We start from the raw sequence: 23120 nt of genomic DNA, 5'->3' as shown, positions 1-23120 counted from the left end.
CTCCGAAGCGCACAACCTGCCGCTAGTAGCCGACTGGCACAACCTGGTGAGCGCTTAACCACCTAGCGGACTGAAACCGACCTGAGCAACGGCAGTTGCGAGGCCAGGGAGACGGTGGGGAGGCACGAGCGAGCATGCGGAGGATGGCTGCCGTTGCTCATGCCTTTGCCATCGTCCGCGCCTCCTCCATCAGCTTGAGCACCTCGACTGGCCCAGCCGGGTCCACCGGTACGGGAAGCGCGGAGGAGGTGCCGCCGTCGGCGATTTTTTCTGCAAGGATCCGATAGAACTCCTGGTACGCCCCCCGCTCACTGGGCACGGCGGTGCGCTCTCTATTCCGCTCCAGCGTCCCGTACGCCTCCGTGCGCTCCAGCCCATAGGCGGCATCCGTAGGTAGTCCGCCACCGACAAGGAAGGGCTCCTGCGGATCTACGCCATACTTCACGAAGCCCCCGTCACTGCCTAGCACTCGGAACCTGGGCCCCTGAAGCTGACTAGTGAGGTTCAGAGTTACATGGGTAAGCAACCCGGAGTCGTGCCGCAGGACAAGGAACACGTCGTCATCGGCCTGCTCCTGCGGCCTGCGCGCCGCCATCTCGGCATAGGCCACACTGGCCGGGCCGAAGAACAGCAGCGCCAGGTCCAGGACATGCGCCCCCAGATCGAACAGCACTCCCCCGCCGTCGGCCGCCGTCGCCCCCGCCTTCCAGGCCTTGCTGATCTCCGGTGACCAGCGCTCCATTCCGGTCTCGAACCGCAGGATGGTGCCAAGCGTCCCGCCGTCGAGCAGTTTCTTGAGCGTCAGTGCGTCAGCGTCCCAGCGGCGGTTCTGGTACACGGTCAGGACCCTGCCCAGCCGCTCCGCAAGATCCACCAGCTCCTGGCCTTGGGCGCTGGTCACCGCAAAAGGCTTATCGACGACGACGTCGAGTCCCGCCTCAAGCGCGGCCCTGGCCAGGGGGTAGTGGGTGGCCGGCGGGGTTCCAAGAACCACGAGGTCAAGCTCGCCGGCGAGGTCGAAGATGTCCTGGGCAGTATCCACGCAACGCACGCCAGGATAGCGGGCTGAGGCGGCCGCACGTCGCCCGGCGTCGGAGGTGGCGATGACGTCCAGCGAGTAGGCGGTGTTGGCGGCGATGAACGGGGCATGAAAGACACTGCCCGAGAGGCCGTAGCCTGCGACGGCGGTGCGGACAGGAGCGCTGGAAGGTGTCATGCCCCTACGCTACCCAGCTGCCCAAAGGGCCGGCATCCCCGAAGGATGCCGGCCCCTGTTTTCCTGGCTCGGGTTTTTCTCTTTCGCTCCGGCGCCGCTACTTCTTCGGCGCCTGCAACTTGCCCACCCTCCAGCGGTGGGCCGGTGTGGGGCGTTACCTCTTTATGCCCTTTTCCCAGCCGATGGCGGTCCAGTCCGGAACCTGGGAGAGGCTCTTGAACAGGGACGGTCCGTAGTTGGCCAGGCCTGTGCGGACGAACGAGATCTGCGGTCCATTGAACAACGGCCCCATGGAGTAGTACTTCTCCATATGCTTCTTCTCGACCTCCATCGCCGCCTTATTCCGCTCGGCGTCGTCCTCGATGCTTCCGAGGCGCTTTATTTCAGCGTCGAGCTCCGCGTCCCCCAGTTCGTTCTGGTTGGTTGAAGAGTCATAGAACTGCTTGACGCCGTCTGTTGCGTCGTTGACGACAAGGCCGAAGCCTGAAATCGTCACTTGGAAGTCCCGACCGCCAACAACCTTGCCGAAGTCTGCCAATCCACGCTGGTCAATTCCCACGTCCATGCCGACGGCCTGAAGCTGCTTCTGTAGGGTCTGGACGGTGGCCAGTGTCGTCGGGTCGTCGCCAAAGTTGGTGATCTTGAAGGAAACCGGGGTCCCGTCCTTCTCCATAATGCCGGAGGAGTTGGCGGTGTAGCCGGCGTCAGCCAGTACCTTCTTGGCGGCCTCGGCGCCCGTTTCCTTGACCGGGAAGTTGTCCTGGTAGTACTTGGAGAACGGCATGAGCACCAAGGAACCGGAATTCTCCTCTTCCCAGTTCAGGCCCTGGAAGCGGACATTGCGCAGGGCGGGGCGGTCAACCGCGGTGAAAATCGCCTTGCGGACGGCGACGTCGGTCAGTGGTGCCTTGAGCGCGTTGAGGTTCAGCCCACCGGAAAAGAGCCTCTGGCCCCTGCGTACCTCGGAGTCCTTAGTGCCGTCCAACTGCTTGTACAGCGCAATGGTGTTAGCGGACATGCCGTCAATTTCGCCGTTCTTGAACGCAGCTATCTGGGCACTGGTCTCCAACTGGCGGAAGACAACCTTGCTGAGAACCGGCTTGGCGCCCCACCACTTGTCGTTCGGTACCAGGGTCAACGTCTTCCCTGCGCTGTCATACTGGTCCACTTTGAAAGGACCGGCCATCCATTCGGGGTGGAGCTCCCCAGTGAAGGAGTTGAAGATCTCCGGAGTGTTCACTGCAGGATGCACGAGGCCGGCGAAAAGCGACGACAGGGGGTAGACAGGCTGCGACGTGGTGACAATGACTTCTTTGTCGTTGGCTCCAGCCTCTACCGACTCGACGAACTCGTAGGCACCAGGGCTCACGATGTTAATTGAAGGGTCTTCACCCTTGAGCATGTTCCAGGTGTTCTCGAAGGCCTTGACGTCGATAGGGGTGCCGTCATTGTAGGTGGCCTTCGGGTTCACCTTGATCGTGATGGTCTGTTTGCCGTCCTTGACTTCGCTGGTGACGTCCTCGCAGAAGTCCCTGTTCGGCGTCGGAGTCCCGTCATAGTCGAAGTTCCAGCAGCCCCAGGTGGCCGCGCCGTCGATGGGGCGGTGCAGGGCCTGGTTGTCCGTACTGTTGCCGGTGTTCGAAAAGATGTTGAAGTCCGGGCCGAGGTTTCCGAGCGGCAACGTGACCGTGCCTCCGGGTTCAAGGTCCTTGGGGTCCTTTGCGTTGACACTGATCAGCTTGGAGATGTCGCCGCCGGAACCCTGGCCCTTGCCTGTTTCCGGGCCACTGGGTGTCCCGCCTCCGCAGCCGGTGAGCACCAGGGCTCCAGCCACAGCCGCAACGCCACCGATCCTTTTCAGGTGTTTCATTGTCTTCCCTTCATGAGTTGCGAGTGGAGCGCTTTGTAAAGGTTCAAAGTTCAGTCGCCAGCTTCATGCACCACCAGCATGTCCGCATCGAGTTGGCCGTCAGGAAAGAAACAGGCGAACTGTTGGTCTACGCTTTCCAAATCTGCCTCGGTTTCCGATTTCGCTCCCCTTTCGTGATGAACCACCGGGAACAGTGGCGGTTCGAGCGTGAGGCATTTTTCCTGTTTGGCCGCAGGCAGCGCCGCGAAAACGGGACAGCGCCCTGCGAAATTGCAGCCTTTGGGCGCATCGAGGGGCGTGGGCAGGTCGCCATGAAGGATGATCCGTTCGCGGCTTCTTTCCACCTTCGGATCCGGCACGGGAATCGCCGAGAGGAGCGCCCGCGTGTAGGGGTGCCTGGGATGGCCAAAGACCCGCTGGACGTCTCCAATCTCCACGATCTTCCCCAGGTACATGACGGCCACCCGGTTGGAAATATGCCGTACGACGGAGAGGTCGTGGGCCACCAGGAGGTAGCTGAGGCCTAGTTCAGCACGGAGTTGGTCCAGTAGGTTAATCACGCCGGCCTGGACGGAGACGTCCAGCGCAGATACCGGTTCGTCCAGCACAACGAGCCTTGGGTTCACAGCCAGGGCGCGGGCGATGCCGATCCTCTGGCGCTGCCCGCCGGAGAACTGGTTGGGGAATCTGTTCACGTGATCCGGTTGCAGTCCAACGAGCTTCATCAGCTCCAGGATCCGCCTCCGGATCTGTGCCTTGCCCGTGCCAAGATTTTCCAGGGGCTCGGCCAGGACCTCGAACACTGTGAAGCGCGGGTCAAGGGCACCAGTAGGATCCTGGAAGACCATTTGCAATTTCTTGCGCATGGCGTTCCTGGCCTTCGCATCCCCGGCCGACTTATTGCTGATCCCGGCGATGGTAATTTCGCCGTCGTGCGCGGGCTGGAATTCCATGATCTCGAGCAGAGTGGTAGTTTTCCCGGAGCCGGATTCGCCCACAATCGAGAAGCACTCGCCTTCCCGGATGTCGAAGCTCACCCCGTCCACCGCCTTGACGGTGCCTACTTGGCGCTTGATCAGCGAACCTTTGAGCAGCGGGAAGTGCTTCCTGACGTTCCGCAGTTCCAGTACCTTCGACCGCTCCGCCCGTGGCACGCCGTCGAACTCGGAGACAGGGACGGGTGGCGCTGAGAACAGGGCGCGGACGTCGATGTCGTCGTCGAAAGAGTCCGCCTTGACGCAGGCCGCCTTGTGCCCGCCGCTGCCGGGGACGGCGGACACCTCAAGAAGTTCCGGCTCACCGGCGAGGCATTCCTCGCTGGCCAGGGGACACCGAGGCGCGAATGAGCAGCCGGTCGGGATTCGGAGCAGGCTGGGCGGCATCCCCTCAATGGGAACCAGGGAAGACTTCTCGGCCACGTCCACGCGTGGCACAGCTCCCAACAGTCCCATGGTGTAGGGCATGCGGGGGGCGTAGTAGATGTCTTCGGCCGTCCCTGCCTCCACAGGCCTGCCGGCGTACATCACCATGATGTCGTCAGCCATCCCCGCCACCACACCAAGATCATGGGTGATCATGACGACGGCGGCCCCGGTTTCCGCCTGCGCGTTGTGAAGGACCTCGAGCACCTGGGCCTGGATGGTGGCGTCCAGCGCCGTCGTCGGCTCGTCCGCAACCAGGACGCGGGGGTTGTTGGCAATGGCAATGGCAATCATGACCCTCTGGCGCATGCCGCCCGAGAACTCGTGCGGAAAAGCCTTAAGTCGCTCCTTAGGGCTTGGAATTCCCACCACGCGGAGAAGTTCGACGGCGCGGGCCTCCTTCGCCTTCTTGCTCATGCCCGGGTTGTGTACCGTAAGGGCTTCGATGATCTGCGCGCCTATAGTGAAGACCGGGGTCAGGGATGACAGGGGGTCCTGGAAGATCATCGCGATGTCGTTGCCGCGATGATGGCACATCGCTTTATCACTCAGGCCCAGCAACTCCTTGCCGTTGAACCGGATCGAACCGGTGATGTCCGCCGTCGTCGGCAGCAAACCCATGACCGCGAGGGAAGTGACTGACTTGCCCGAGCCCGACTCCCCCACGATCCCGAGGGTCTTACCGGGCATGAGGTCGAAGTCCACGCCGCGGACGGCATGCACCACGCCGTTTTCGCTGTTGAAGCGCACATTCAGGTCCCGGACACTCAACACCGGAGCATCCTTGCTGAAGGGCGCAGCAACGTGGAGCAGTTCAGCAGTGCTCCTGGAGGCCTTGGTCCGGAATGCATCCGCACTCATGGGTTCTTCTTCTTTTTGCTGGTACCAATCGAACGAGCTGCACCCACTGAACTTGAGCTGGGGTCGAAGGCGTCGCGCAGGCCATCGTTCATCATGGCGAGCGAACCAGTCAGCAGGAACATGACCAGCAGCGGAACCCAGAACATCCACGGGAACGTGGAAACCTGTGATGTGGCCTGGCCGATCAGCACCCCGAGGCTGACATCCGGCACCTTGATGCCGATGCCAATGAAGGAGAAGGCGACTTCGGCGAGGATGGCGCCGGTCACGCCCCGGGTAATGTCGAGCACCAGGAGAGAGCCGATGTTCGGCACCAGATGGCGCCAGACGATCCTCCTGGCCGGTACGCCCATGAACCTTGCTGCCTTCACAAAATCCCGCTGCATGAGGGACATCGCGAGGGAACGGATCAGACGCGCCGTGCCCATCCAGCTGAAGACCAGCAGCACGACGGTCAGCAGGAGCCAGCTGGGCAGGTCCTGCTTGAGGCTGCTGCCCCCGCCGCTGGTGGCCACTGCCACCACGAGCAAGGCCGGCATCATGATCAGCGCTTCGAGGATGAAGAGCATGACTTTGTCTACTTTGCCGCCGAAGTAGGCCATCGCACAGCCGTAGACCGCCGCGACCAGGACGGAGACCAAGCCCACCACCAGGCCGATGAGAATCGAGATCCGAGTCCCCTCCACCACCAGCGCGTAGAGGTCGATCCCCGCTTGTGACGTGCCAAGCCAGTGATCCGCCGATGGTGGGTTCCCGATATTGAAGGGGTCGATCGTTTCCTTGTCCCAGGGAGTGAAGAAGCCGCCAACGAACGAGAACGCCGTAAGAAGCACAAAGACGGCCAATCCCGTCACGGCTGTCTTGTTGCGCATGAAACGGCGCAGGATGATCGTGGATTTGGGGATGACGGCGTCGTCGTGCTCGATCCGCGCCTCTTCGGCTATCGCGGCGGGGTCAATGGCGTTCAGGTTAGTCATGGCTACTGCACCCTCACACGCGGGTCGACGAGGGTTGTGGCGAAGTCGGCCAGGATCGCCCCGAGCGCGAAGATCATGGAACCGTAGGCGAGGGTGGCGGTGGCCGCGTTAACGTCCTGGAGGGCGATCGCGTCGATGCTCCAGGAACCCACGCCATGCCAGGCGAAGATCTTTTCCGCGAAGAACCCGCCCGCAAAGATGGCCGGGATGGTGAACGCGATGCTCTGGGCCACGGGGATAAAGGACACACGCAATGCATGCCGCGCGATTGCCTGATTCCGGGTCAAACCCTTGGCACGGGCTGTCCTGACGAAATCAGCATTAACGTTATCGAGGAGATATTGGCGCTGCGCGATCTGGTAAGTGCCCCAGCCAACAACCGTAATGGCGAACGTCGGAACCGCGTAGTGGGCAAGAAGGTCCACGAATTGCGCCCAGCCACCTTCGATTCCGGGAGTGGATATCCCCGTCACAAAGAATATCCGCTCTCCCACGGTCTCATTGATATTGATCGCGCCAAGCTGCACCAGAAAGTACGCGATCGGCGCGGGCACAATGTAGACGAGATAACTGTAGGACGTGATGGCGCGGTCCTGGAGTGAGTATTGGCGGGCGGCGGAATAGACACCCAGTGCGACGCCGATAATGAGGGTCAGGATGATGGAGGCCAGGAAGAGGCGGGTGGAGATCCATACCCGGTCGCCGAACTCTGAGTTTATGTACGCGCCATTTGGGCTGCGACCCCAGTCCCAGCGCGTCACAATTGCCAGAAGCCAGTCGACGTATCGCTCCCACGGACTCTTGGTGGGATCCAGGCCAAGGAGCCTGAATGAACTGGTCACCTGCTCCGGTGTAGGACGGGGAATCCTTTCCTGCTCCAAAAGCGCAGGCTGAAGCGTGGAAACAGCCAGAAGGTATCCTGCGCTGGTGGTCAGGAAAATCATGACCGCGTAGATACCTGACCGTTTGAGAAGGTACTTCAGCATGGCCGATTACCGGCTTCGATCGGCGAAAAATCCGCGACGTTCCCCAAGCTTGGGGATCTTCGTTTCCACGCTAATCCGCATTGTGGTTCCCAACAGTCAACGACGTCCTTCCGTTATCTCCCAGCTGTGGCCAGCATTAGCAACGAAGCGGTCCGGGGCCGGAGGATATACCTGCCCCGAATTTGCTAAATAACCCCCGAGCACGGTTATGGCGGGGGTCACATCCTCTGGAAAATACCACAGGTTTGGGGCGTGAAATGGGGAATTCAGTGCAAGGACTCTTATCATCCCCAGATTGTTATCAACTTCCATGTCGCGGAATTGTTACCGGGAGAGTCACAGTGAGATCAGGTCAGGGGTTTGGGCATATTACAAGGCGCGTTACAAGTTGCCGCCAGGATTCAGCCAGCCGTTCGGGGCTCACGCCTTGAACCTTGACCGTATAGAGCAGCCGGCCAGGATCCAGGGTGGAACTCAGGGACAAAGCCATGAGCCAGGTATCAAGTTCGAGGCCGCATTGCCGCAGGAGCATGTCGATATGACGTTGCCACAGCTCGGCTGCCGGGACATCAAAGCGGTTGTGGACAGTGGCGCCGGCGGCCCTGGCAAGCTCGCCGTGTTCCATGACGTACTCAATGCGGCCCTTGCCGAAAGCGATAAGACGTTCCAAAGGAGGGGCTCCCGGCCCCAGCGGCGGCGGACCAAAAATGAACCTCTGCTGAAACTCCGACTCCGATTCGCTCAACAAAGTCATCATTAGGCCCGCCCGGCTTCCGAAACGGCGGAAGACTGTTCCCTTGCCGACCCCTGCCTGGCACGCCAGCATGTCCATGGTCAAGGCGTCCACTCCATGCTCGGCGATGAGCTCCCGGGCTGCGACAAGTAGCCGCTCACGATTGCGTGCCGCATCGCTGCGCTCGGCAGGCGCACCAAGGGGCGCTTCGGGATGCAGTGGGATGAAGCTCACAAGAAACATTCTAGCCGGGGGAATAGAAAACGGACCGCAGTCCGTTTAGCATGTGTGAAGGCCCCAACCGCCTCACCACCATTGGCCGAAGCCACGGCCCAAAACAAGGAGTTAGCATGTCGAAGAGCACAGTACTTACCCTGGTCGGCAGCCTGCGCGCCGATTCCCACAACAAGAAGTTGGCCGAGGCCATCCAGCTCAACGCCCCGAGCGATGTTGACGTTGTCATCCACGATTCGCTGGGCAGCATCCCGTTCTACAACGAGGACATAGACGTTGAAGGCCAGGTTCCCGCCGAGGCCGCGGCCCTGCGCGCAGCTGCAGCCGAGGCCGACACCCTCCTGCTGGTCACCCCTGAGCACAACGGCACAATGACCGCATCCCTGAAGAACGCCATCGACTGGCTGTCCCGCCCCTATGGCGCCGGCGCCCTGACCGGCAAGCCGACCGCCGTCGTCGGAACAGCATTCGGCCAGTTCGGCGGTGTCTGGGCCCATGATGAGGCGCGCAAGGCTGTCGGAATCGCCGGTGCCCAGGTCCTGGAAGACGTCAAGCTCGCAGTGCCCGGCTCCATGGTCCGTTTCGCGGAAGTTCACCCGAAGGACGACGCCGAGGTCGTGGAGCAGATCAAGGGCGTTTTCGACGCCCTGGCCAGCAAGGCTGCAGCCTAAGCTTCCTCCAAGGCGGGGAAGCTGCCTTTCCGCCCCGACTTCTTTCGGCCCCTGTTCCGCCTCGCGGAACAGGGGCCTTTGCCGTTGGTAGGGCCGACACCATTCCGTGACGGAGCCGATGCACAACTGTCACCGGCTACTGGTTCCACGCCTATCCAGCCGGTCGTAACGTTGAACTGCAGGTTGGATCACAAGGAGCAGGGCTGTCATGAATGGCGGAACAGGCGCACGGAGAATGACGACGGAGGTGGCCGCCGCCGTCGCGTTCCTGGCGTTGTGCCTGGGATCCTGTGTGGCCCCGTCGGAGCTCTCAACTCAAAGCGCCGCCCCCCCAAAGACAGCCGTGGCCGAGCCTGTCCCCAACCCACGCCCCGCTCCTGCTGTGACGAACGGGACGCCCGGGCACGTAGATCCGGACACTGCGGCCGGGACTTCCGCCGCCTCGGAACCCGGGAGTGACTCCCTCAATGGCGACACGGGCCGTGGCCTCGATGCGGGAACCTCCGACACGCCGGTTGAGCCTGTGCAGGAGGATCCTCCGCCACCAGGAACAACCCAGGCCGGCGATGCCACAGGAGACGGCTCGAGTGGCTTTACCGGTTCAGGGAGGGGTGCTGCTGACAGTGTTCCGGGGACCACAGGTCCTGATCGCGCCACGGCTTCGGGACAGGATCCCGCGCCAGCTGTCGGGACGGGACCCGCCGTCTACTACGTCGCCGTGGACGACGGCGGCAGGCAGGGGATGCGGTTCGGCTGCAATGACAGCTTGGTGGCGGTCCGGGCAGCAGGTACCCCCGCTGGGGAACCCTTAGCGATCGCCTTGGCGCAGCTCCTTTCTCCCGGCGGCCAGGCTCCTGCCACCTCAGACCTCTACAACGCTCTCTCGGCATCGTCGCTGAACTACGTCTCCGGATACCTCCATGGAACAACGGTGGTGGTGAATCTTAGCGGCCAGCTGCAGCCCGGCGGGATCTGCGATAATCCACGGATTGAAGCCCAGCTGACCCAGACTGCGGTGGCTGCAACCGGAGCCTCCCGGGCCGAAATCTATGTCGATGGAAGGAACCTGGACGAGCTGCTGAGCCTGCGCTGAACACTATGTCCCGTGGTGAATCCCGAGGCGACTCCCGTGGTGATTTAGCTGCCTGTGGCGATGGCGAGCAGCCTGCGAAGCGCCCAGGCCACGCGCAGCAAGCCGAGTATGCAGGCAACAGCCAGCATCATTGTGGCTGCTTCGGGTGGCCATCGGCCCGTTGCGGCGTCGCCCTCAAGCACCAGGGTCACGAGCGACATCACGAGAAGGGCACCCAGGCGTGGAAGGACTGAGAGGAAGACTTCGCCGATCTGGCGACGGTGTATCACAGTCAGCCGCTCCAGGGGCAGTGCCCGCTGGCCCGGAGCCGCCTTCTTTCCCAGCACATTTACCAGCATGGATACGCTGGTGAGCGTTAGTCCGGCAGTGGCGCCCGCGAGGGTTGCCAGGGTCTGGAACAAGGTCCTGCGGGCGTTTTCAGCGACCCCCTCCACGACGAGCGGCTGTTGCAGGAGCGTGGAGGCGCCTAGCCAGAGGAGCAGCACCAGAGTGGCCCACGCATAGTCAAACCCGGAATGGAGCAGAAACCACCGATAGGGATTCCTCCGGCCGGTCCAGTCGACGCTAACGTCGTACAAGGTCATCCGAGGCTCCAATCCCTGCTTCGGGACGAACATCCTTGCCTCCTTCAGCGACCGTGATTTCCGGAGTTTCTGCAGTTTCCGGCACTGAGGAATTATCCGGTAACCCCGTGATGTCCGGCAGGGTCCGCCTGAAAAAGGCTTCGTTCTCGCGAGCCTGCCGGCCGAGGATGGTGATGGCCTCCGCAGTAGACCGGGAAGGGTCATTGAGGACGTCTGCGTTCACATCGACATGGGCGATAAAGCGCTCCTTGAGCAGGTCAACAACCTCCCGATCCCCTGTTCGTGAATCCTTGCCCTCCGCCACAACGTAATCGAACTGCTCCACGGATCCCGCCCTCCGGAAACTGTCGATGAGCTGTTGAATGCGGTCACGGATCCGCTGCTTGTCCTCAGCCTTGCCCGTACGCCCTACGCTCAAGGAGATCCTGAACGTTCCTTCCTTCATCAGGTGCGAGGCGCTCTCCAGGACGTCCGCCCATTCACCATCCATGAGCTTTCCTGACAGCCGTTCCGCCGGAAGGGCAAACTCGAAGCGGCTGACCTCCAACCGGGAAAGTATCTCCTCGACATCTTCACGCAGGACGGGAACAAGCCCAAGGTCCAGCCCCAACATGCCGTCCAGGTATTCCGATAACCGGGAGGCCCGTGGGCCGTTGCCGCTGGTAAGAACGGCAACGACGTTCTGCTTGAGAAAAGCGAAGTACGTGGTCTCGAGCAGGTGATCCCCCGGCGCGAGCGGAAGGGCCTTGCGGTGTCCCGCCGCGTCTCCCACACTGGGCAGGTTGGAGTCCCTGACACGGTCAAGCAGGAGGACCGGATAGGGATGGGCTGCCCGTGAATGAGCAAGAAGCCTTGTCCCATCCGCGCAGGTGAAGTGCCGATCTACTTCCTGGGTCTCAGCTGATTCCAGCACTTCAGCCACCCGCCTCGCGGGAAATGGCCGAATGAGCTGATCCCCGTTCAGCTGGCTGATCCGCCAGAACTGCACGCTTCGCCTTGCCAATCATCCTCCTGCGATAGGGCCCGCTCCGGGGACTCCGATGACTTCAAGGTACGAGTTGCCTGTGACATTTTTCCGCGCACCCGAAGCATCCGACTTGGCCTGCAGGTCGTCGTCGAGCGTTGCCATTGGAAGAACCGAAGGCGCTCTTCAAAAACAGATGTTGCCTAACGGGCAACCTTTAGGAGTATCCTGTCTCTGTGACCCACGAAACACTTGATGCCGCAGCAGAGCTGCTGCCAGCCGAAGCCCTGGAAGCCATCGAACGTGCCACCGCCGCACATCGCCACGAAGCGCTCTTCTCCCAGCGCGCCGCCAACATCAAGCAATCGGCAGTGCGCGACGTCTTCGACATCTCAATGCGGGAGGGGCTTGTGTCGCTGGCGGGCGGCAACCCCTATCTGCAATCCCTGCCGTTGAAGACACTCGGAGAGACAGCAGCCAGGATTATTGCCGAAGAGGGCATGACCGCACTGCAGTACGGCAGCGGCCAAGGCAGCCTGGAGCTCAGGACGCAAATCTGTGAAGTCATGGCAGCTGAAGGAATTACGAATGCCATGCCGGAGAACATAGTCATCACGGCAGGATCGCAATCGGCCCAGGACGTCGCCACCAAGGTGTTCTGCAACCCCGGGGACGTGGTGATTGTTGAGAACCCGACGTATGTGGGAGCCCTCAACACCTTCGAGGCCTACCAGGTCCAAGTGGAAACCGTGGAGATGGACGACGACGGGCTGGTGCCGGAACGCCTCGAAGCCAAGATCGCGGAGCTCAAGGAAGCCGGAAAGAACATCAAGCTCCTGTACACGATCCCCAACTTCAACAACCCCTCCGGGATCACCCTTGCTCTGGAACGGCGCCAGAGGATCGTTGATATATGCCGGGATGCGAATATTTTGATCCTTGAGGACAATCCGTATGGGCTGCTCAGGTTCGATGGCCATCCCCTCGCGCCGATGCGTGCTGCAAATGCGGATGACGTCATCTACATGGGCTCCTTCTCAAAGATCTTCGCCCCAGGGCTGCGTATTGGCTGGGCCCTTGTACCGAAGCACCTACTGCGTCGCTTCTACCTGGCCTCGGAATCCGTCACCCTGTGCCCTCCTACATTGAACCAGCTGATTATCTCCGCCTACCTCCGTGAATTTGACTGGCGGGGGCAGATCGAAACCTACAGGGCCCTCTATGAAGAGCGCTGCCACGCCCTCCTCGCGGCGCTGGAGAAGCACATGCCGGAATCGGTAACCTGGACGCGGCCTGAAGGCGGCTTCTTCGTGTGGGTCACCCTTCCAGAAGGCATAGACACGTACCCGCTCCTACGGAAGGCGATCGACGCCGGCGTCGTCTTCATCCCCGGCGCAGCCTTTACCCATTCGGACAAGCCCTCCAACAAACTGCGACTTGCTTTCAGCGCTGTACCGCCGGAGGGGATTGAAGAAGGCGTGCGCCGCCTTGCGCCGGTGCTCCAGGAAGCCCTGGACGGGCTATAGGGCATCGAGTAGCACTGTAGGGCGCATCACCCTGGCTGGTGGGCAGTCTCACCCGGATTTCGAGCAGGTTGGTGACGCTTCGCCGATAAAATTGGAGAAGCCCCCGATGGCGCGTGCCTGCCATCACAACCGACCGAGGGGATCCACTGTGCTTACTCTCCAGCCGCGCCAGCGCGTGGGACACGACATACTGCTTGCCCGCCATGGCAACCACATCAGTCAGATGCGGCTGGACCGTGAAAACGACCGCGTGATTGCCTTGCTGGATGACGGTTCGGTGGATACGGCGCCCAACAGGATTTCGCCGCTCCTTGAAATGCCGGAGACCTTCCGCAGCCTCCTGTGCAATGACTGGCGGAGCATCCTCCTTGCAGGCGCGGTGATGCTGACTGTCGGTTTGGTGGCCATGGTTATTGCCATGGGCATGATGGGAGGGCTGGGCGAAGCTGAGTTGCACCAGATCGCGATTTCCTACCCGGCATACTGAGTCCCGCCCGCGGAAAGCTAATCTAGCTGAGCGAGATCACGAGGTAGAGCGCGGCGAGGACCAACGCGGTGGGGGTCATGATGAGGCGCTCCGGTTTGCTACGGGAGATCCCGTTCACGACGACTCCAACCGTAAAGTATGCGGTCAGCACCCAGATGAGTACCGATGTGAAACCGTGACTGACTAACGGTGCAGCCAGATCTGCCCTTGCCAAGGCCACATATGCGAACAATGCGTACAGGGCAATTGAGACCGCGCTGGCGATTCTGAGCCTGGTCGGGAGGACCTCGTGTTGGCCTCCCCAAGCCATCCGGCCAAGTGGGGCACCTGTGACGAGGGCTCCTTGGAAGACTGCCAGACCGCCCAGGACGGCACATGCGAGGATTGCGGATAATGCGGCCATGAATTTGTCCTTTATGGAAGGTCGATATAACGGTGCCGACGCGACAGGACAGACTGTGGCACCTGTCTCAGTCAAGGAGCAGCGCTGGTTCTTCCAGGATGGAGGCGACGTCGGCCATGAATCGGGCCGACAGGTCGCCGTCGACCACGCGGTGGTCGAAGGAACCGCCGAGGGTGGTGATCCAGCGCGGAATGACTTCACCGTCCAGGACCCACGGCTTCTGCTTGATAGTGCCGAAAGCGACGATGGCAACCTCACCCGGGTTGATGATGGGTGTACCGGTATCAATGCCCAGGGCACCGATGTTGGTAATGGTCAGGGAGCCGCCTTGCATGTCCGCAGGCTGCGTCTTGCCAGCCCGCGCCCGGATTGCCAGTTCGTTAAGCGCGAGGGCAAGTTCCTTTAGGGAGAGATCCTGCGCGTCCTTGATGTTGGGGACCATCAGGCCGCGGGGAGTGGCCGCGGCAATGCCCAGGTTCATGAAGTGCTTCACCTGGATTTCCGCTCCACCCTTGCCGTCGGCGTTCTCCACCCATGAGGCGTTGACGCTAGGGTTGCGCGCTGCGGCCCAGATAACAGCTTTCGCCAGGATCAACAGCGGAGACACCTTGATGCCCTCGAAATCACGGGATGCCTTGAGCCGCTTCACGAACTCCATGGTCCGGCTGGCATCCACGTCCACGAAAATGCTTACGTGCGGCGCGGAGAACGCCGATTCCACCATCGCTTTGGCAGTGGCCTTGCGGACTCCCTTCACGGGAAGCCGCTCGATGCGCTGCTCCTGCGGCTTCTTGGAGGCGCCCCAGAACATGTCCGCCTGGTCGTGCTCGGCATCCCGCTGCGCCTGGTAGCTGACCAGATCCTCCCGGGTCACTTCGCCGTGCAGGCCCGTAGCGACGACGTCCGCCAGATCGATGCCGAGGTCGCGGGCGAACTTCCGCACCGGCGGCTTCGCGAGGACCTTGCTTACGATCCCGCTGATGGCACCCCCCAGACCAACGGCAGACGGGACGGTTCCAGATACAGCGACAGACGGTGCGGCGACAGTTGGTGTGACGGCCCGGGGCCCTGCTACTGCTGAAGGGGCGGCCTCCGGCTCGACGGCGGCCGCAGCTCCCTCGACATCGGCTGCGGGCTGGGTAGCAGGGCGATAGGCCGGAGCTGGTGCTGGCGCGCCCTTGCGCGGGCGCCGCTTGACGGCGTCGGCCTTGGGACCCGAACCCACCAGGGGTCCTGCTGGCTGGGCGGCGGCCTCGGCCTCTTCCTGCTCTGGAAGCTTCCCGTACAGCGGAGTTTCGACGGCGGCCGCAGCGGCGGCGGGCGACACCGGGACTTGCGGGGCTTCACCGGGCTGGTCATCCGAGACGCTGATGATGGGTGTGCCTACCTCGACGGTAAGGCCCTCCGGCACCAGGAGCTCGGTGACAGTTCCGGCAAACGGGGACGGCAGTTCCACGAGCGACTTGGCGGTTTCAATCTCGCACAGGACGTCGTTGATGCCCACAGTGTCGCCGGGCTTGACCTTCCAGGAGACCACCTCGGCCTCGGTAAGTCCTTCGCCGACGTCCGGCAGGTTGAATTTCTTAACAGTCACAGGGTCCTCGATTTCGATTTGCCGTCCAGCAGCTGGCCGGCCCAACCAGGGGAAGTTCAGTAGGCGAGCGAGCGGTCCAGGGCTTCGAGGATCTTGTCGATGTCCGGGAGGTAGTCCTCTTCCACCTTGGCCACGGGGTACGGCATGTGGAAGCCGCCTACGCGAATCACGGGAGCTTCCAGGTGCAGGAACGCACGTTCGCTGATCCGGGCCGCGATTTCCCCGCCGATTCCGCCGAAGGTAGGCGCCTCATGGGCAACGATCAGGCGGCCGGTCTTCTTGACGGAGTCAGTGACGGCGTCGAAGTCGATGGGCGAAATCGAGCGGAGGTCGATCACCTCTACGCTATGGCCGTCCTCGGCGGCGGCGTGTGCGGCCGCGAGGGCCACCGGAACCAGAGGGCCGTAAGCCACGACCGTGGCGTCAGTGCCATCCCTGAGGACGTGCGCCTTGAACGGGTCCTCCGCCGGTCCGGGCTTCTCGGTGTCCACCTCACCCTTGAGCCAGTAGCGCCGCTTGGGTTCGAAGAAGATCACCGGATCCTGGCACTGGACGGCCTGCTGGATCATCCAGTAGGCGTCGTGGGCGTTGGACGGCGTGATGATACGCAGTCCGGCAGTGTGGGCGAAGAGCGCTTCGGGCGACTCGGAGTGGTGCTCGATGGAGCCAATTCCGCCGCCATACGGAATGCGGATTACCACGGGAACCATGAGCTTGCCCAGGCTTCGGGAATGCATCTTGGCCAGCTGGGTGGTGATCTGGTTGAAACCAGGGAAGACAAAACCGTCGAACTGGATTTCACAGACCGGACTATAGCCGCGGAGCGCCAGGCCAATAGCAGTGCCTATGATGCCGGATTCGGCCAGGGGCGTGTCCACCACACGGTCGGCTCCAAACTCAGCGATCAGCCCGTCGGTAACGCGATACACGCCGCCCAAGGGACCGATGTCCTCGCCCATAAGCAGGGACTTGGGATGGTTCTTCAGGGTTGCGCGCAGACCTTCGTTGATGGCCTTGGCAATAGTCATGGTGGTCATCAGTTGTTGTCCCCGCCTTCTGCCTCTTCACCGACGAAACCGGCGGAGTATTCCTCAAACCAGGCCTGCTCTTCTGCAACCAGGGGATGGGCTTCCGCATACACATTGGCAAAGGCCGACTGGATATCCGGCACTTCGAGTTCATGGGTTGTCCGCCGCACGTAGGCGGCGAGTTCGTCGCCGTCGGCCTTGACCTGCGCGAAGAAGGCGTCATCGGCGAGACCTTCGGCGCGGAGGTAGGCCTCAAGGCGCTGGAGCGGGTCCTTGGCCCGCCATTCCGCTTCTTCTGCAGACTCGCGGTATTTGGTGGGATCATCAGCCGTAGTGTGCGCGCCCACGCGGTAGGTGTAGGCCTCGATCAAAACCGGGCCCTTGCCCTCCCGGGCGTGTTCCAAGGCCCACTCGGTGACGGCGTGAACCGCGATGACGTCGTTTCCGTCGACCCTGATGCCCGGGAAGCCGTAGCCCTTGGCGCGGTTGGCCAAGGGGATCCGGGTCTGGACCGAGGTGGGGACCGAGATGGCCCAGTGGTTGTTCTGGCAGAAGAACACAACCGGCGCGTTGAAGGAGGAGGCGAAGACCATTGATTCGTGGACGTCGCCCTCGGAGCTTGCGCCGTCCCCGAAATACGCCACAACGGCGGCCTTAGCATCGGAGGACCCTGCGGCCTCCGCCGCCTTCTGATCGCGCTGGATGCCCATGGCATAACCGACTGCGTGCAGCGTCTGGGCGGCCAGCACCAGCGTGTAGAGGTGGAAATTGGTTTGCCGAGGGTCCCAGCCGCCGTTAGAGATACCGCGGAACTGCTTGAGCAGTTCGGCAAGGTCCACGTTGCGGGTCAGGGCCACTCCGTGTTCCCGATAGGTGGGGAAGATGTAGTCCTGCGGGTGGCTTGCCCTGCCGGAGCCGATTTGGGCGGCCTCCTGCCCGGTCAAGGGCACCCACAGGGCGAGCTCCCCTTGGCGCTGAAGGGCGGTGGCCTCCTGGTCGAAACGGCGGATCTTCGCCATGTCCGCATAGAACCCGCGCAACTGCTCGGGATCAATGCGCTTGGCGTAGTCCGAAAACACGGGATCACTGCCCAGCCTGCCGTCCGGGCCAAGCAGCTGCACCATTTCGGTTTCCTGTCCGCCCGAAAAGGCCCCGGCGCTGCGGTCCACTTCGATTCCTTCGAACCCGGGGGAGGGCAGATGTGTAGAACCCATACCGTCTCCTTGCCTGCCGCAGCCGGATGCTGAGCATTGTCGCTGGTATATATATGCCTTGGGAGGAATGCATTCCGTTAGCTGCATATATTTTGGCTTTCGCCCCTACTTTATCCGCAGTAAAGCGAAGCAGGGGCATTTGTTAATCGCTAGGAACCGCGCGGCGCTTTTGTATAGCCCGCACATAGAGCCAGGAGCCTTGTATTGGCTTCCTCCTCGCCAATGCTGACCCGTACGCCTTCATTTCCGAATGGCCGAACAGACAGAGCCTGCTCCGCAGCAAGGGCGGCGAACTCACCGCTGTTCTCGCCTAGATTGAGCCAGACGAAATTGCCTTGCGCTTCCGGGACGAACCAGCCCAGCTCCCTCAGGCCCCTGGTGACGCGATCGCGCTCATCCACAAGGCTTTGTACCCTTTCTACAACCTCATCAAAATGCTGGAGAGAGGTTATGGCCGCGCGCTCAGCAATCTGGGATACGGCGAACGGCGTAGCGGCTACCCGCAGGTGCTGGGTTAGTTCCGGCCCGGAGACGCTATAGCCCACCCGAAGTCCGGCGAGGCCATGCGCCTTGGAGAACGTCCGCAGCACTGCGACATTCGGGTATTTCCGGTACAGCTTGAGGCCGTCGACGGCGTCTTCCGCGCGGACGAACTCCTGGTAGGCCTCATCAATGACCACCACGACATCCGAGGGAACGGATTGAATGAAGCGTTCCGTTTCCGCCGCAGTCAGGATGGGTCCGGTGGGGTTGTTAGGGGTGCAGAGCAGGATGACCTTGGTACGTACGGTAACGGCAGCAGCCATGGCGTTGAGGTCGTGGCGGCCATCGGGGAGAAGTGGAATCTGCACGCCCTGGGCCCCTGAGAGGCCCACACTTATGGGGTAGGCCTCAAAGGACCGCCAGGCGTAGACCACTTCATCGGCCTTGCCGTCGTCGTTCTGGCCTGCGAACGCAGCCAGGATCTGGTTGAGGGCGCCCAGGCTGCCCGCACCGGTGACAATGTCGTCAGCAGGAACATCGAGGAACTCCGCGAGCGCCATCCTTAACTTTGTACACAGTGGATCCGGGTACCTGTTGATGTCAGTCTGCCCTGCAATTGCCTGCAACACTGCAGGGATTGGTGGCAGCGGATTCTCATTGGAGGACAACTTGTAGCTGGTGAGGCCAGGGATTTCCACGGGCGGTTTTCCGGCCGCGTAGCGCGGAAGCCTGTCGAGGACCGGACGGGGCATAATGCCTTCCGGCGCAACGTCTGAAGAAGTCATGGCTCCAAGCCTACTTGTCCCGTCCTGGGGGCTGAGCCGTTCGCCGCCTGCCCTATTTGCTGGTGCTTGTGACAGCATGGGGCGATGGGTTCCTTCTTTGTACGTGTGCTGATCAACGGCTTGGCACTGTGGATTGCGAGCTGGCTTCTTCCGGGGCTGGACATCACCACAGGTGCCACAACTGACGCCGTAGCCAACACAGGGTTGCCACAGGGAAGTGAAACGCTCGGAGTGGTGTTGGCGTACCTTTTCATCGGCCTCGTCTTCGGGCTTGTCAATGCGTTCGTGCGACCGCTGGTAAGGCTGCTGTCCCTGCCGTTCACGATCCTGACGCTGGGGTTGTTCACTATCGTTATCAATGCAGCCATGCTGTACCTGACCTCCTGGCTCAGTGGTTACACACCTGTGCACCTCACCATCGATTCTTTCTTCTGGACGGCCGTGCTGGCCGCCATCATCATCAGCCTGATTTCCGTCGTGGCCAGCTGGATCCCTGGAGCGCGGAGGCGCTGACAAACTGCATAAAGCAGGAATCAACGCCCACCCGCAATTCGCACATCTGCATGTCTGCCGGGCGCCGTAATCACTCCCGATCCCCGTGGCCGGCCCGGTTTGGGCTCCCGCTCCAGCCTGACCCTCGTAACGCTGGCTGCACCGCCTGCGCCAGTCACGGCAGCCAAGGCGGCGGTAGAAGCCCCCAAGGACGGATCGGCACTGGCATGCGCGGCTTCGGCGCCTTCAAGATAATTCGGCAGTTTGTGTCCTGGGCCCAGCCCGAACTGATCGACGGACGGCAGGCTCAGTGGATTGCTCATGGTGACAGTGACACGGTCCTTGTGGTCGAGGTTTGGAAGGCCGTCCAGCCCGGGCACAAGATCGTGTTCGTGCTCCAGATGAAGGCTGCTAATGCCGGGGCCCGGCGTGGTGCCGCCCACAGGAGAGCCGGCCGTCAGTACGAACCTGAGGTCGAACTCAGCCAGGAATGCCTTGTCTTGGGCGAGGTTCATGGCATGGATGCCACCTTGGCTGTAGCCGACCACTGCGATCTGTTCCCCGGGGTCGACGCCGATCTCGTGCAGTGCCTGCCGGATGGCCGCGCCGGTGTTCTTCGAGCCGTAGCCCATGGCGTCGGCAATGCCAGCTTCGTCGAAGGGATTGCTGCCGCCCGTGGGCACGCTTGTTTGGGTTCCCGGTATCAGGACCACCCATGACGTCTGTGCCTGGTTGTCCAGCTGCAGGACCTCGATCTCCCCTTCGCTTGTTTCCCCCAAATGGTGCAGGCGCCGGAGCAGCCCGGCCGGTGAGGCGTCGACGTCTTCAACCGTGGCCTTGCCTCCATGGACCGTGACGGGACGGGGATGGAGATGTTCACCAAAGGGCGATTCCACGATTGTGCGGACGGTGCTTCCGACGAGGGCGTTCCGGGAAGTCCCCTGGCCGGCCACTTGGGACATGGACAGTGCTGCCATGGTGAAACCAAGAGCACCTTGCCCCGCGCCGAGCAGCAGGCAGAGTCCGGATACGAGGGGCTCAGTGGAGTCCCGGACCGCGAAGCGCATCGCTGTGGAGCCGCCGGGAAGCTCAAGCCAGGGCAATTCACCCACGGCAGAACGGAGGCCAAAGTCAGCCCACGCTTCGGCCGCCTCATAGTCCCTGTGACTGGATCGGATATCCGCCGCCATCCGATGAAGCTCGTTGCGGACGCGTGCCACGGACTGCCAACTGGCTTGTATAGCATCAAGCGCAGCGTTGCAGCTGACGCTGGCCTCGAACGTGCGGACGCTCCTTTGCGAGAAATAGAGCTGGTCCCAGATAGCGCGCTCCTCGTGTTCGAACGCATTGAGGTCCTCGACCAGGCGATCGAACTCCGCTGCCCCGAGCACAAGCTCCTCAAACTGGAACCGGATACCTCCCACTCCGCCGCGCACGGCAAGCATGCCGTCCTGGGCAGGTGGTACAGGCAGTGGAGTTTCCCGGGAGCCTGGCCCGGGAGTCGCGGGCTCCGTCATCAGTACCCATCCCGGCCCGAAGCTGCAGCAAGTACAACCGCATGCCGGCTCACCAGGGACGTGGCTGCCTCCATCTCCCTTACACAACGGTCCAGCTCGGCCAGCTTCCCGGCGAGTGCACCACGGTAGGAGTCGCCAGCGGGAGATTGCCATCCCTGTAGCCCCAGCCTGCGCATTCTGGATCTGACAAGATCCAGGCGCCCCACACATTGGGTCATCCTCCACACAAGCTGGCGCACCTCCTGTCCCTCAGCGGCACAAACCGCCGAATCTGCCGCCAGGATTCCGTCCACTGGTTCCCCTCCAAGCTCCATGCCTTGCGCTGATTCCCGCAGGTTCCCTGCAGGTCATGACGCCCTACGGTTCCGACAGTACGGAAACCACCAGCTCCCGGTAACCGTCGTCCTGCCGTATGTGGACAACCGACTGGAGGTTGACAAGGAGTTGTGTGGACAAGCCGTAGGTGGACAAGCAGTCACACGAATTGCCGCTTAAAACCCCGGCCTTGGTTCATGAAACAATTAGCCCATGCCTCAAACTGCCGCCACAGCTGACACCCGCACGCCCTCCGGACGCCTTGCCCTGGCCGCGTCTGCCGAAAAGATCGCGCTTGGCCCGCTGGACGGCCGTTACCAGTCCGCCGTCGCGCCCCTCGTTGACTACCTGTCCGAGGCCGCCCTCAACCGCGACCGCGTCGCCGTCGAGGTTGAATGGCTCATCCACCTGACCAGCAACAACGTACTGCCGGGAGCCGGCCCGCTGAGCGCTGAGCAGCTGGAGAAGCTCCGTGCCATCGTCACGGAATTCGACGCCGCATCCGTCGCCGAACTGGCCGAGATCGAAGCCGTGACCGTGCACGACGTCAAGGCCGTGGAGTACTACATCGGCCGTCGTCTGCCGGAAATTGGTATCGAGAACCTGACGGCCATGGTGCACTTCGGCTGCACCTCTGAGGACATCAATAACCTCTCCTACGCGCTCGGCGTCAAGGGTGCCGTGGAGGACGTCTGGCTGCCCGCCGCCACTGCCTTGGTGAAGCAAATCGAAACCATGGCTGAAGAGAACCGCGGGGTGCCGATGCTCTCCCGCACCCACGGCCAGCCGGCCACCCCCACCACCCTCGGCAAAGAACTGGCAGTCATTGCCCACCGCCTCAACCGCCAGCTCCAGCGCATCGCCAAGACCGAATACCTCGGCAAGATCAACGGAGCCACCGGGACGTACGCCGCCCACGTCGCAGCGGTACCGGGCGCCGACTGGCAGGCCGTGGCGAAGTCCTTCGTCGAAGGCCTGGGCCTGACCTGGAACCCGCTCACCACGCAGATCGAAAGCCACGACTGGCAGGCCGAACTGTACGCCGACGTCGCCCGCTTCAACCGCATCCTGCACAACGTTTGCACGGACATCTGGAGCTACATTTCTATCGGCTACTTCCGGCAGATCCCGGTTGCCGGGGCCACAGGTTCCTCCACCATGCCGCACAAGGTCAATCCGATCCGCTTCGAAAATGCCGAAGCCAACCTCGAGATCTCCAACGGCCTCCTGGACACCCTCGCGGCAACACTGGTCACCTCGCGCTGGCAGCGGGACCTGACCGATTCTTCGTCGCAGCGCAACATCGGCGTCGCGTTCGGCCACTCCCTCCTGGCGATCTCCAATGTGGCCAAGGGACTGAAGGCCCTCGATGTGGCAGAGGATGTCCTCGCCGCAGACCTGGACACCAACTGGGAAGTCCTGGGCGAAGCGATCCAGATGGTGATGCGCGCCGAGGCGATTGCCGGCGTCGAAGGCATGGAGAACCCGTACGAACGGCTCAAGGATCTCACCCGCGGGCAGCGCGTCGACGCCGCCCGGATGCAGGAGTTCGTCCAGAGCCTTGGCCTGTCAGCGGAGGCCGAAGGCCGACTGCTGGCGCTGACCCCGGGCAAGTACACAGGCATCGCGGACCAGCTGGTGGATCACCTGAAGTAAAGGAACGCCA

The 23120-nt window shown here is 62.2% G+C and carries 21 protein-coding genes; 6 read left to right on the top strand and 15 right to left on the bottom strand.

Annotation, left to right across the window (positions count from 1 at the left end):
• Positions 1-157: 157 nt before the first annotated feature.
• From J7E82_RS02400 to J7E82_RS02375, 6 genes are all read right to left on the bottom strand, one after another.
• Positions 158-1216, bottom strand: a complete 1059-nt coding sequence (locus J7E82_RS02400; protein ID WP_214859973.1) for a Gfo/Idh/MocA family oxidoreductase — start codon at positions 1214-1216, stop codon at positions 158-160.
• Positions 1217-1370: 154 nt separating this feature from the next.
• Positions 1371-3086, bottom strand: a complete 1716-nt coding sequence (locus tag J7E82_RS02395) for an ABC transporter family substrate-binding protein (protein ID WP_214859972.1) — start codon at positions 3084-3086, stop codon at positions 1371-1373.
• A 50-nt stretch (positions 3087-3136) separates the two neighbouring features.
• Positions 3137-5368, bottom strand: a complete 2232-nt coding sequence (locus tag J7E82_RS02390) for an ABC transporter ATP-binding protein (RefSeq protein ID WP_214859971.1) — start codon at positions 5366-5368, stop codon at positions 3137-3139.
• Complete coding sequence (locus J7E82_RS02385) at positions 5365-6345, bottom strand: ABC transporter permease (protein ID WP_214859970.1); 981 nt, start codon at positions 6343-6345, stop codon at positions 5365-5367. The genes J7E82_RS02390 and J7E82_RS02385 overlap by 4 nt, the downstream gene beginning before the upstream one ends.
• Positions 6346-6347: 2 nt before the next feature.
• Positions 6348-7331: an ABC transporter permease gene (locus tag J7E82_RS02380; protein WP_214859968.1), complete on the bottom strand. Its 984-nt coding sequence runs from the start codon at positions 7329-7331 to the stop codon at positions 6348-6350.
• 352 nt (positions 7332-7683) lie between these two features.
• The gene (locus J7E82_RS02375) at positions 7684-8298 is read right to left on the bottom strand and encodes a helix-turn-helix domain-containing protein (protein ID WP_308113555.1); all 615 of its coding nucleotides are present in this window, start codon (positions 8296-8298) and stop codon (positions 7684-7686) included.
• Positions 8299-8414: 116 nt separating this feature from the next.
• Between J7E82_RS02375 and J7E82_RS02370 the strand changes: the two genes are divergently transcribed.
• Together J7E82_RS02370 and J7E82_RS02365 are read left to right on the top strand one after the other, a co-directional pair.
• The gene (locus tag J7E82_RS02370) at positions 8415-8969 is read left to right on the top strand and encodes an NAD(P)H-dependent oxidoreductase (protein WP_214859964.1); all 555 of its coding nucleotides are present in this window, start codon (positions 8415-8417) and stop codon (positions 8967-8969) included.
• A 208-nt stretch (positions 8970-9177) separates the two neighbouring features.
• On the top strand, positions 9178-10062 hold the full coding sequence (locus J7E82_RS02365; RefSeq protein ID WP_251041333.1) for a GerMN domain-containing protein: 885 nt from the start codon (positions 9178-9180) through the stop codon (positions 10060-10062).
• Between the two features lie 44 nt (positions 10063-10106).
• On the opposite strand, the gene J7E82_RS02360 is transcribed toward J7E82_RS02365, so the two are convergent.
• Genes J7E82_RS02360 through J7E82_RS20955 form a run of 3 tightly spaced genes read right to left on the bottom strand, consistent with a single transcriptional unit; the run spans position 10107 to position 11775 of the window.
• A complete protein-coding gene (locus J7E82_RS02360) occupies positions 10107-10646 on the bottom strand; it encodes a hypothetical protein (protein WP_214859962.1) in 540 nt (179 codons plus the stop codon).
• The gene (locus J7E82_RS02355) at positions 10627-11649 is read right to left on the bottom strand and encodes a hypothetical protein (RefSeq protein WP_251041332.1); all 1023 of its coding nucleotides are present in this window, start codon (positions 11647-11649) and stop codon (positions 10627-10629) included. The genes J7E82_RS02360 and J7E82_RS02355 overlap by 20 nt, the downstream gene beginning before the upstream one ends.
• Positions 11650-11775: a hypothetical protein gene (locus tag J7E82_RS20955; protein WP_285289680.1), complete on the bottom strand. Its 126-nt coding sequence runs from the start codon at positions 11773-11775 to the stop codon at positions 11650-11652.
• Positions 11776-11846: 71 nt separating this feature from the next.
• On the opposite strand from J7E82_RS20955, the gene J7E82_RS02350 reads away from it, so the two are divergent.
• The gene (locus tag J7E82_RS02350; RefSeq protein WP_214859960.1) at positions 11847-13136 is read left to right on the top strand and encodes a PLP-dependent aminotransferase family protein; all 1290 of its coding nucleotides are present in this window, start codon (positions 11847-11849) and stop codon (positions 13134-13136) included.
• A 148-nt stretch (positions 13137-13284) separates the two neighbouring features.
• A complete protein-coding gene (locus J7E82_RS02345) occupies positions 13285-13623 on the top strand; it encodes a hypothetical protein (RefSeq protein ID WP_308113554.1) in 339 nt (112 codons plus the stop codon).
• Positions 13624-13645: 22 nt separating this feature from the next.
• Here the strand turns inward: J7E82_RS02345 and J7E82_RS02340 are convergent, their stop codons facing one another.
• The 5 genes from J7E82_RS02340 to J7E82_RS02320 all read right to left on the bottom strand — a co-directional run bounded on the left by J7E82_RS02340 (position 13646) and on the right by J7E82_RS02320 (position 19130).
• A complete protein-coding gene (locus J7E82_RS02340) occupies positions 13646-14026 on the bottom strand; it encodes a hypothetical protein (protein WP_214859958.1) in 381 nt (126 codons plus the stop codon).
• Positions 14027-14093: 67 nt separating this feature from the next.
• On the bottom strand, positions 14094-15620 hold the full coding sequence (locus J7E82_RS02335; RefSeq protein WP_214859956.1) for a dihydrolipoamide acetyltransferase family protein: 1527 nt from the start codon (positions 15618-15620) through the stop codon (positions 14094-14096).
• Between the two features lie 56 nt (positions 15621-15676).
• On the bottom strand, positions 15677-16657 hold the full coding sequence (locus tag J7E82_RS02330; protein WP_214859955.1) for an alpha-ketoacid dehydrogenase subunit beta: 981 nt from the start codon (positions 16655-16657) through the stop codon (positions 15677-15679).
• The gene (pdhA, locus tag J7E82_RS02325; RefSeq protein WP_214859954.1) at positions 16657-17862 is read right to left on the bottom strand and encodes a pyruvate dehydrogenase (acetyl-transferring) E1 component subunit alpha; all 1206 of its coding nucleotides are present in this window, start codon (positions 17860-17862) and stop codon (positions 16657-16659) included. The genes J7E82_RS02330 and pdhA overlap by 1 nt, the downstream gene beginning before the upstream one ends.
• Before the next feature lie 149 nt (positions 17863-18011).
• A complete protein-coding gene (locus J7E82_RS02320; protein ID WP_214859953.1) occupies positions 18012-19130 on the bottom strand; it encodes a histidinol-phosphate transaminase in 1119 nt (372 codons plus the stop codon).
• An 84-nt stretch (positions 19131-19214) separates the two neighbouring features.
• Between J7E82_RS02320 and J7E82_RS02315 the strand changes: the two genes are divergently transcribed.
• The gene (locus tag J7E82_RS02315; protein WP_214859952.1) at positions 19215-19643 is read left to right on the top strand and encodes a phage holin family protein; all 429 of its coding nucleotides are present in this window, start codon (positions 19215-19217) and stop codon (positions 19641-19643) included.
• Between the two features lie 20 nt (positions 19644-19663).
• Here the strand turns inward: J7E82_RS02315 and J7E82_RS02310 are convergent, their stop codons facing one another.
• Positions 19664-21139, bottom strand: a complete 1476-nt coding sequence (locus tag J7E82_RS02310) for a PE-PPE domain-containing protein (protein WP_214859951.1) — start codon at positions 21137-21139, stop codon at positions 19664-19666.
• 528 nt (positions 21140-21667) lie between these two features.
• Between J7E82_RS02310 and purB the strand changes: the two genes are divergently transcribed.
• Positions 21668-23110 carry an adenylosuccinate lyase gene (gene purB / locus J7E82_RS02305; protein ID WP_214859949.1) on the top strand — a complete coding sequence of 481 codons (1443 nt, stop codon included), beginning with the start codon at positions 21668-21670 and terminating at the stop codon, positions 23108-23110.
• Positions 23111-23120: the final 10 nt, after the last annotated feature.

It is taken from the genome of Arthrobacter sp. ISL-30, from assembly GCF_018613855.1.
Lineage (GTDB): Bacteria > Actinomycetota > Actinomycetes > Actinomycetales > Micrococcaceae > Arthrobacter.
This window is presented reverse-complemented; position numbering and strand designations above follow the sequence as displayed.

Bases quoted from the DNA above. Each gene is read 5' to 3' on its own strand.
- J7E82_RS02400 (WP_214859973.1), bottom strand. From the start codon at position 1,216: ATGACACCTTCCAGCGCTCCTGTCCGCACCGCCGTCGCAGGCTACGGC.
- J7E82_RS02395 (WP_214859972.1), bottom strand. From the start codon at position 3,086: ATGAAACACCTGAAAAGGATCGGTGGCGTTGCGGCTGTGGCTGGAGCC.
- J7E82_RS02390 (WP_214859971.1), bottom strand. From the start codon at position 5,368: ATGAGTGCGGATGCATTCCGGACCAAGGCCTCCAGGAGCACTGCTGAA.
- J7E82_RS02385 (WP_214859970.1), bottom strand. From the start codon at position 6,345: ATGACTAACCTGAACGCCATTGACCCCGCCGCGATAGCCGAAGAGGCG.
- J7E82_RS02380 (WP_214859968.1), bottom strand. From the start codon at position 7,331: ATGCTGAAGTACCTTCTCAAACGGTCAGGTATCTACGCGGTCATGATT.
- J7E82_RS02370 (WP_214859964.1), top strand. From the start codon at position 8,415: ATGTCGAAGAGCACAGTACTTACCCTGGTCGGCAGCCTGCGCGCCGAT.
- J7E82_RS02365 (WP_251041333.1), top strand. From the start codon at position 9,178: ATGAATGGCGGAACAGGCGCACGGAGAATGACGACGGAGGTGGCCGCC.
- J7E82_RS02360 (WP_214859962.1), bottom strand. From the start codon at position 10,646: ATGACCTTGTACGACGTTAGCGTCGACTGGACCGGCCGGAGGAATCCC.
- J7E82_RS20955 (WP_285289680.1), bottom strand. From the start codon at position 11,775: ATGGCAACGCTCGACGACGACCTGCAGGCCAAGTCGGATGCTTCGGGT.
- J7E82_RS02340 (WP_214859958.1), bottom strand. From the start codon at position 14,026: ATGGCCGCATTATCCGCAATCCTCGCATGTGCCGTCCTGGGCGGTCTG.
- J7E82_RS02330 (WP_214859955.1), bottom strand. From the start codon at position 16,657: ATGACCACCATGACTATTGCCAAGGCCATCAACGAAGGTCTGCGCGCA.
- pdhA (WP_214859954.1), bottom strand. From the start codon at position 17,862: ATGGGTTCTACACATCTGCCCTCCCCCGGGTTCGAAGGAATCGAAGTG.
- J7E82_RS02320 (WP_214859953.1), bottom strand. From the start codon at position 19,130: ATGACTTCTTCAGACGTTGCGCCGGAAGGCATTATGCCCCGTCCGGTC.
- J7E82_RS02315 (WP_214859952.1), top strand. From the start codon at position 19,215: ATGGGTTCCTTCTTTGTACGTGTGCTGATCAACGGCTTGGCACTGTGG.
- J7E82_RS02310 (WP_214859951.1), bottom strand. From the start codon at position 21,139: ATGACGGAGCCCGCGACTCCCGGGCCAGGCTCCCGGGAAACTCCACTG.
- purB (WP_214859949.1), top strand. From the start codon at position 21,668: ATGCCTCAAACTGCCGCCACAGCTGACACCCGCACGCCCTCCGGACGC.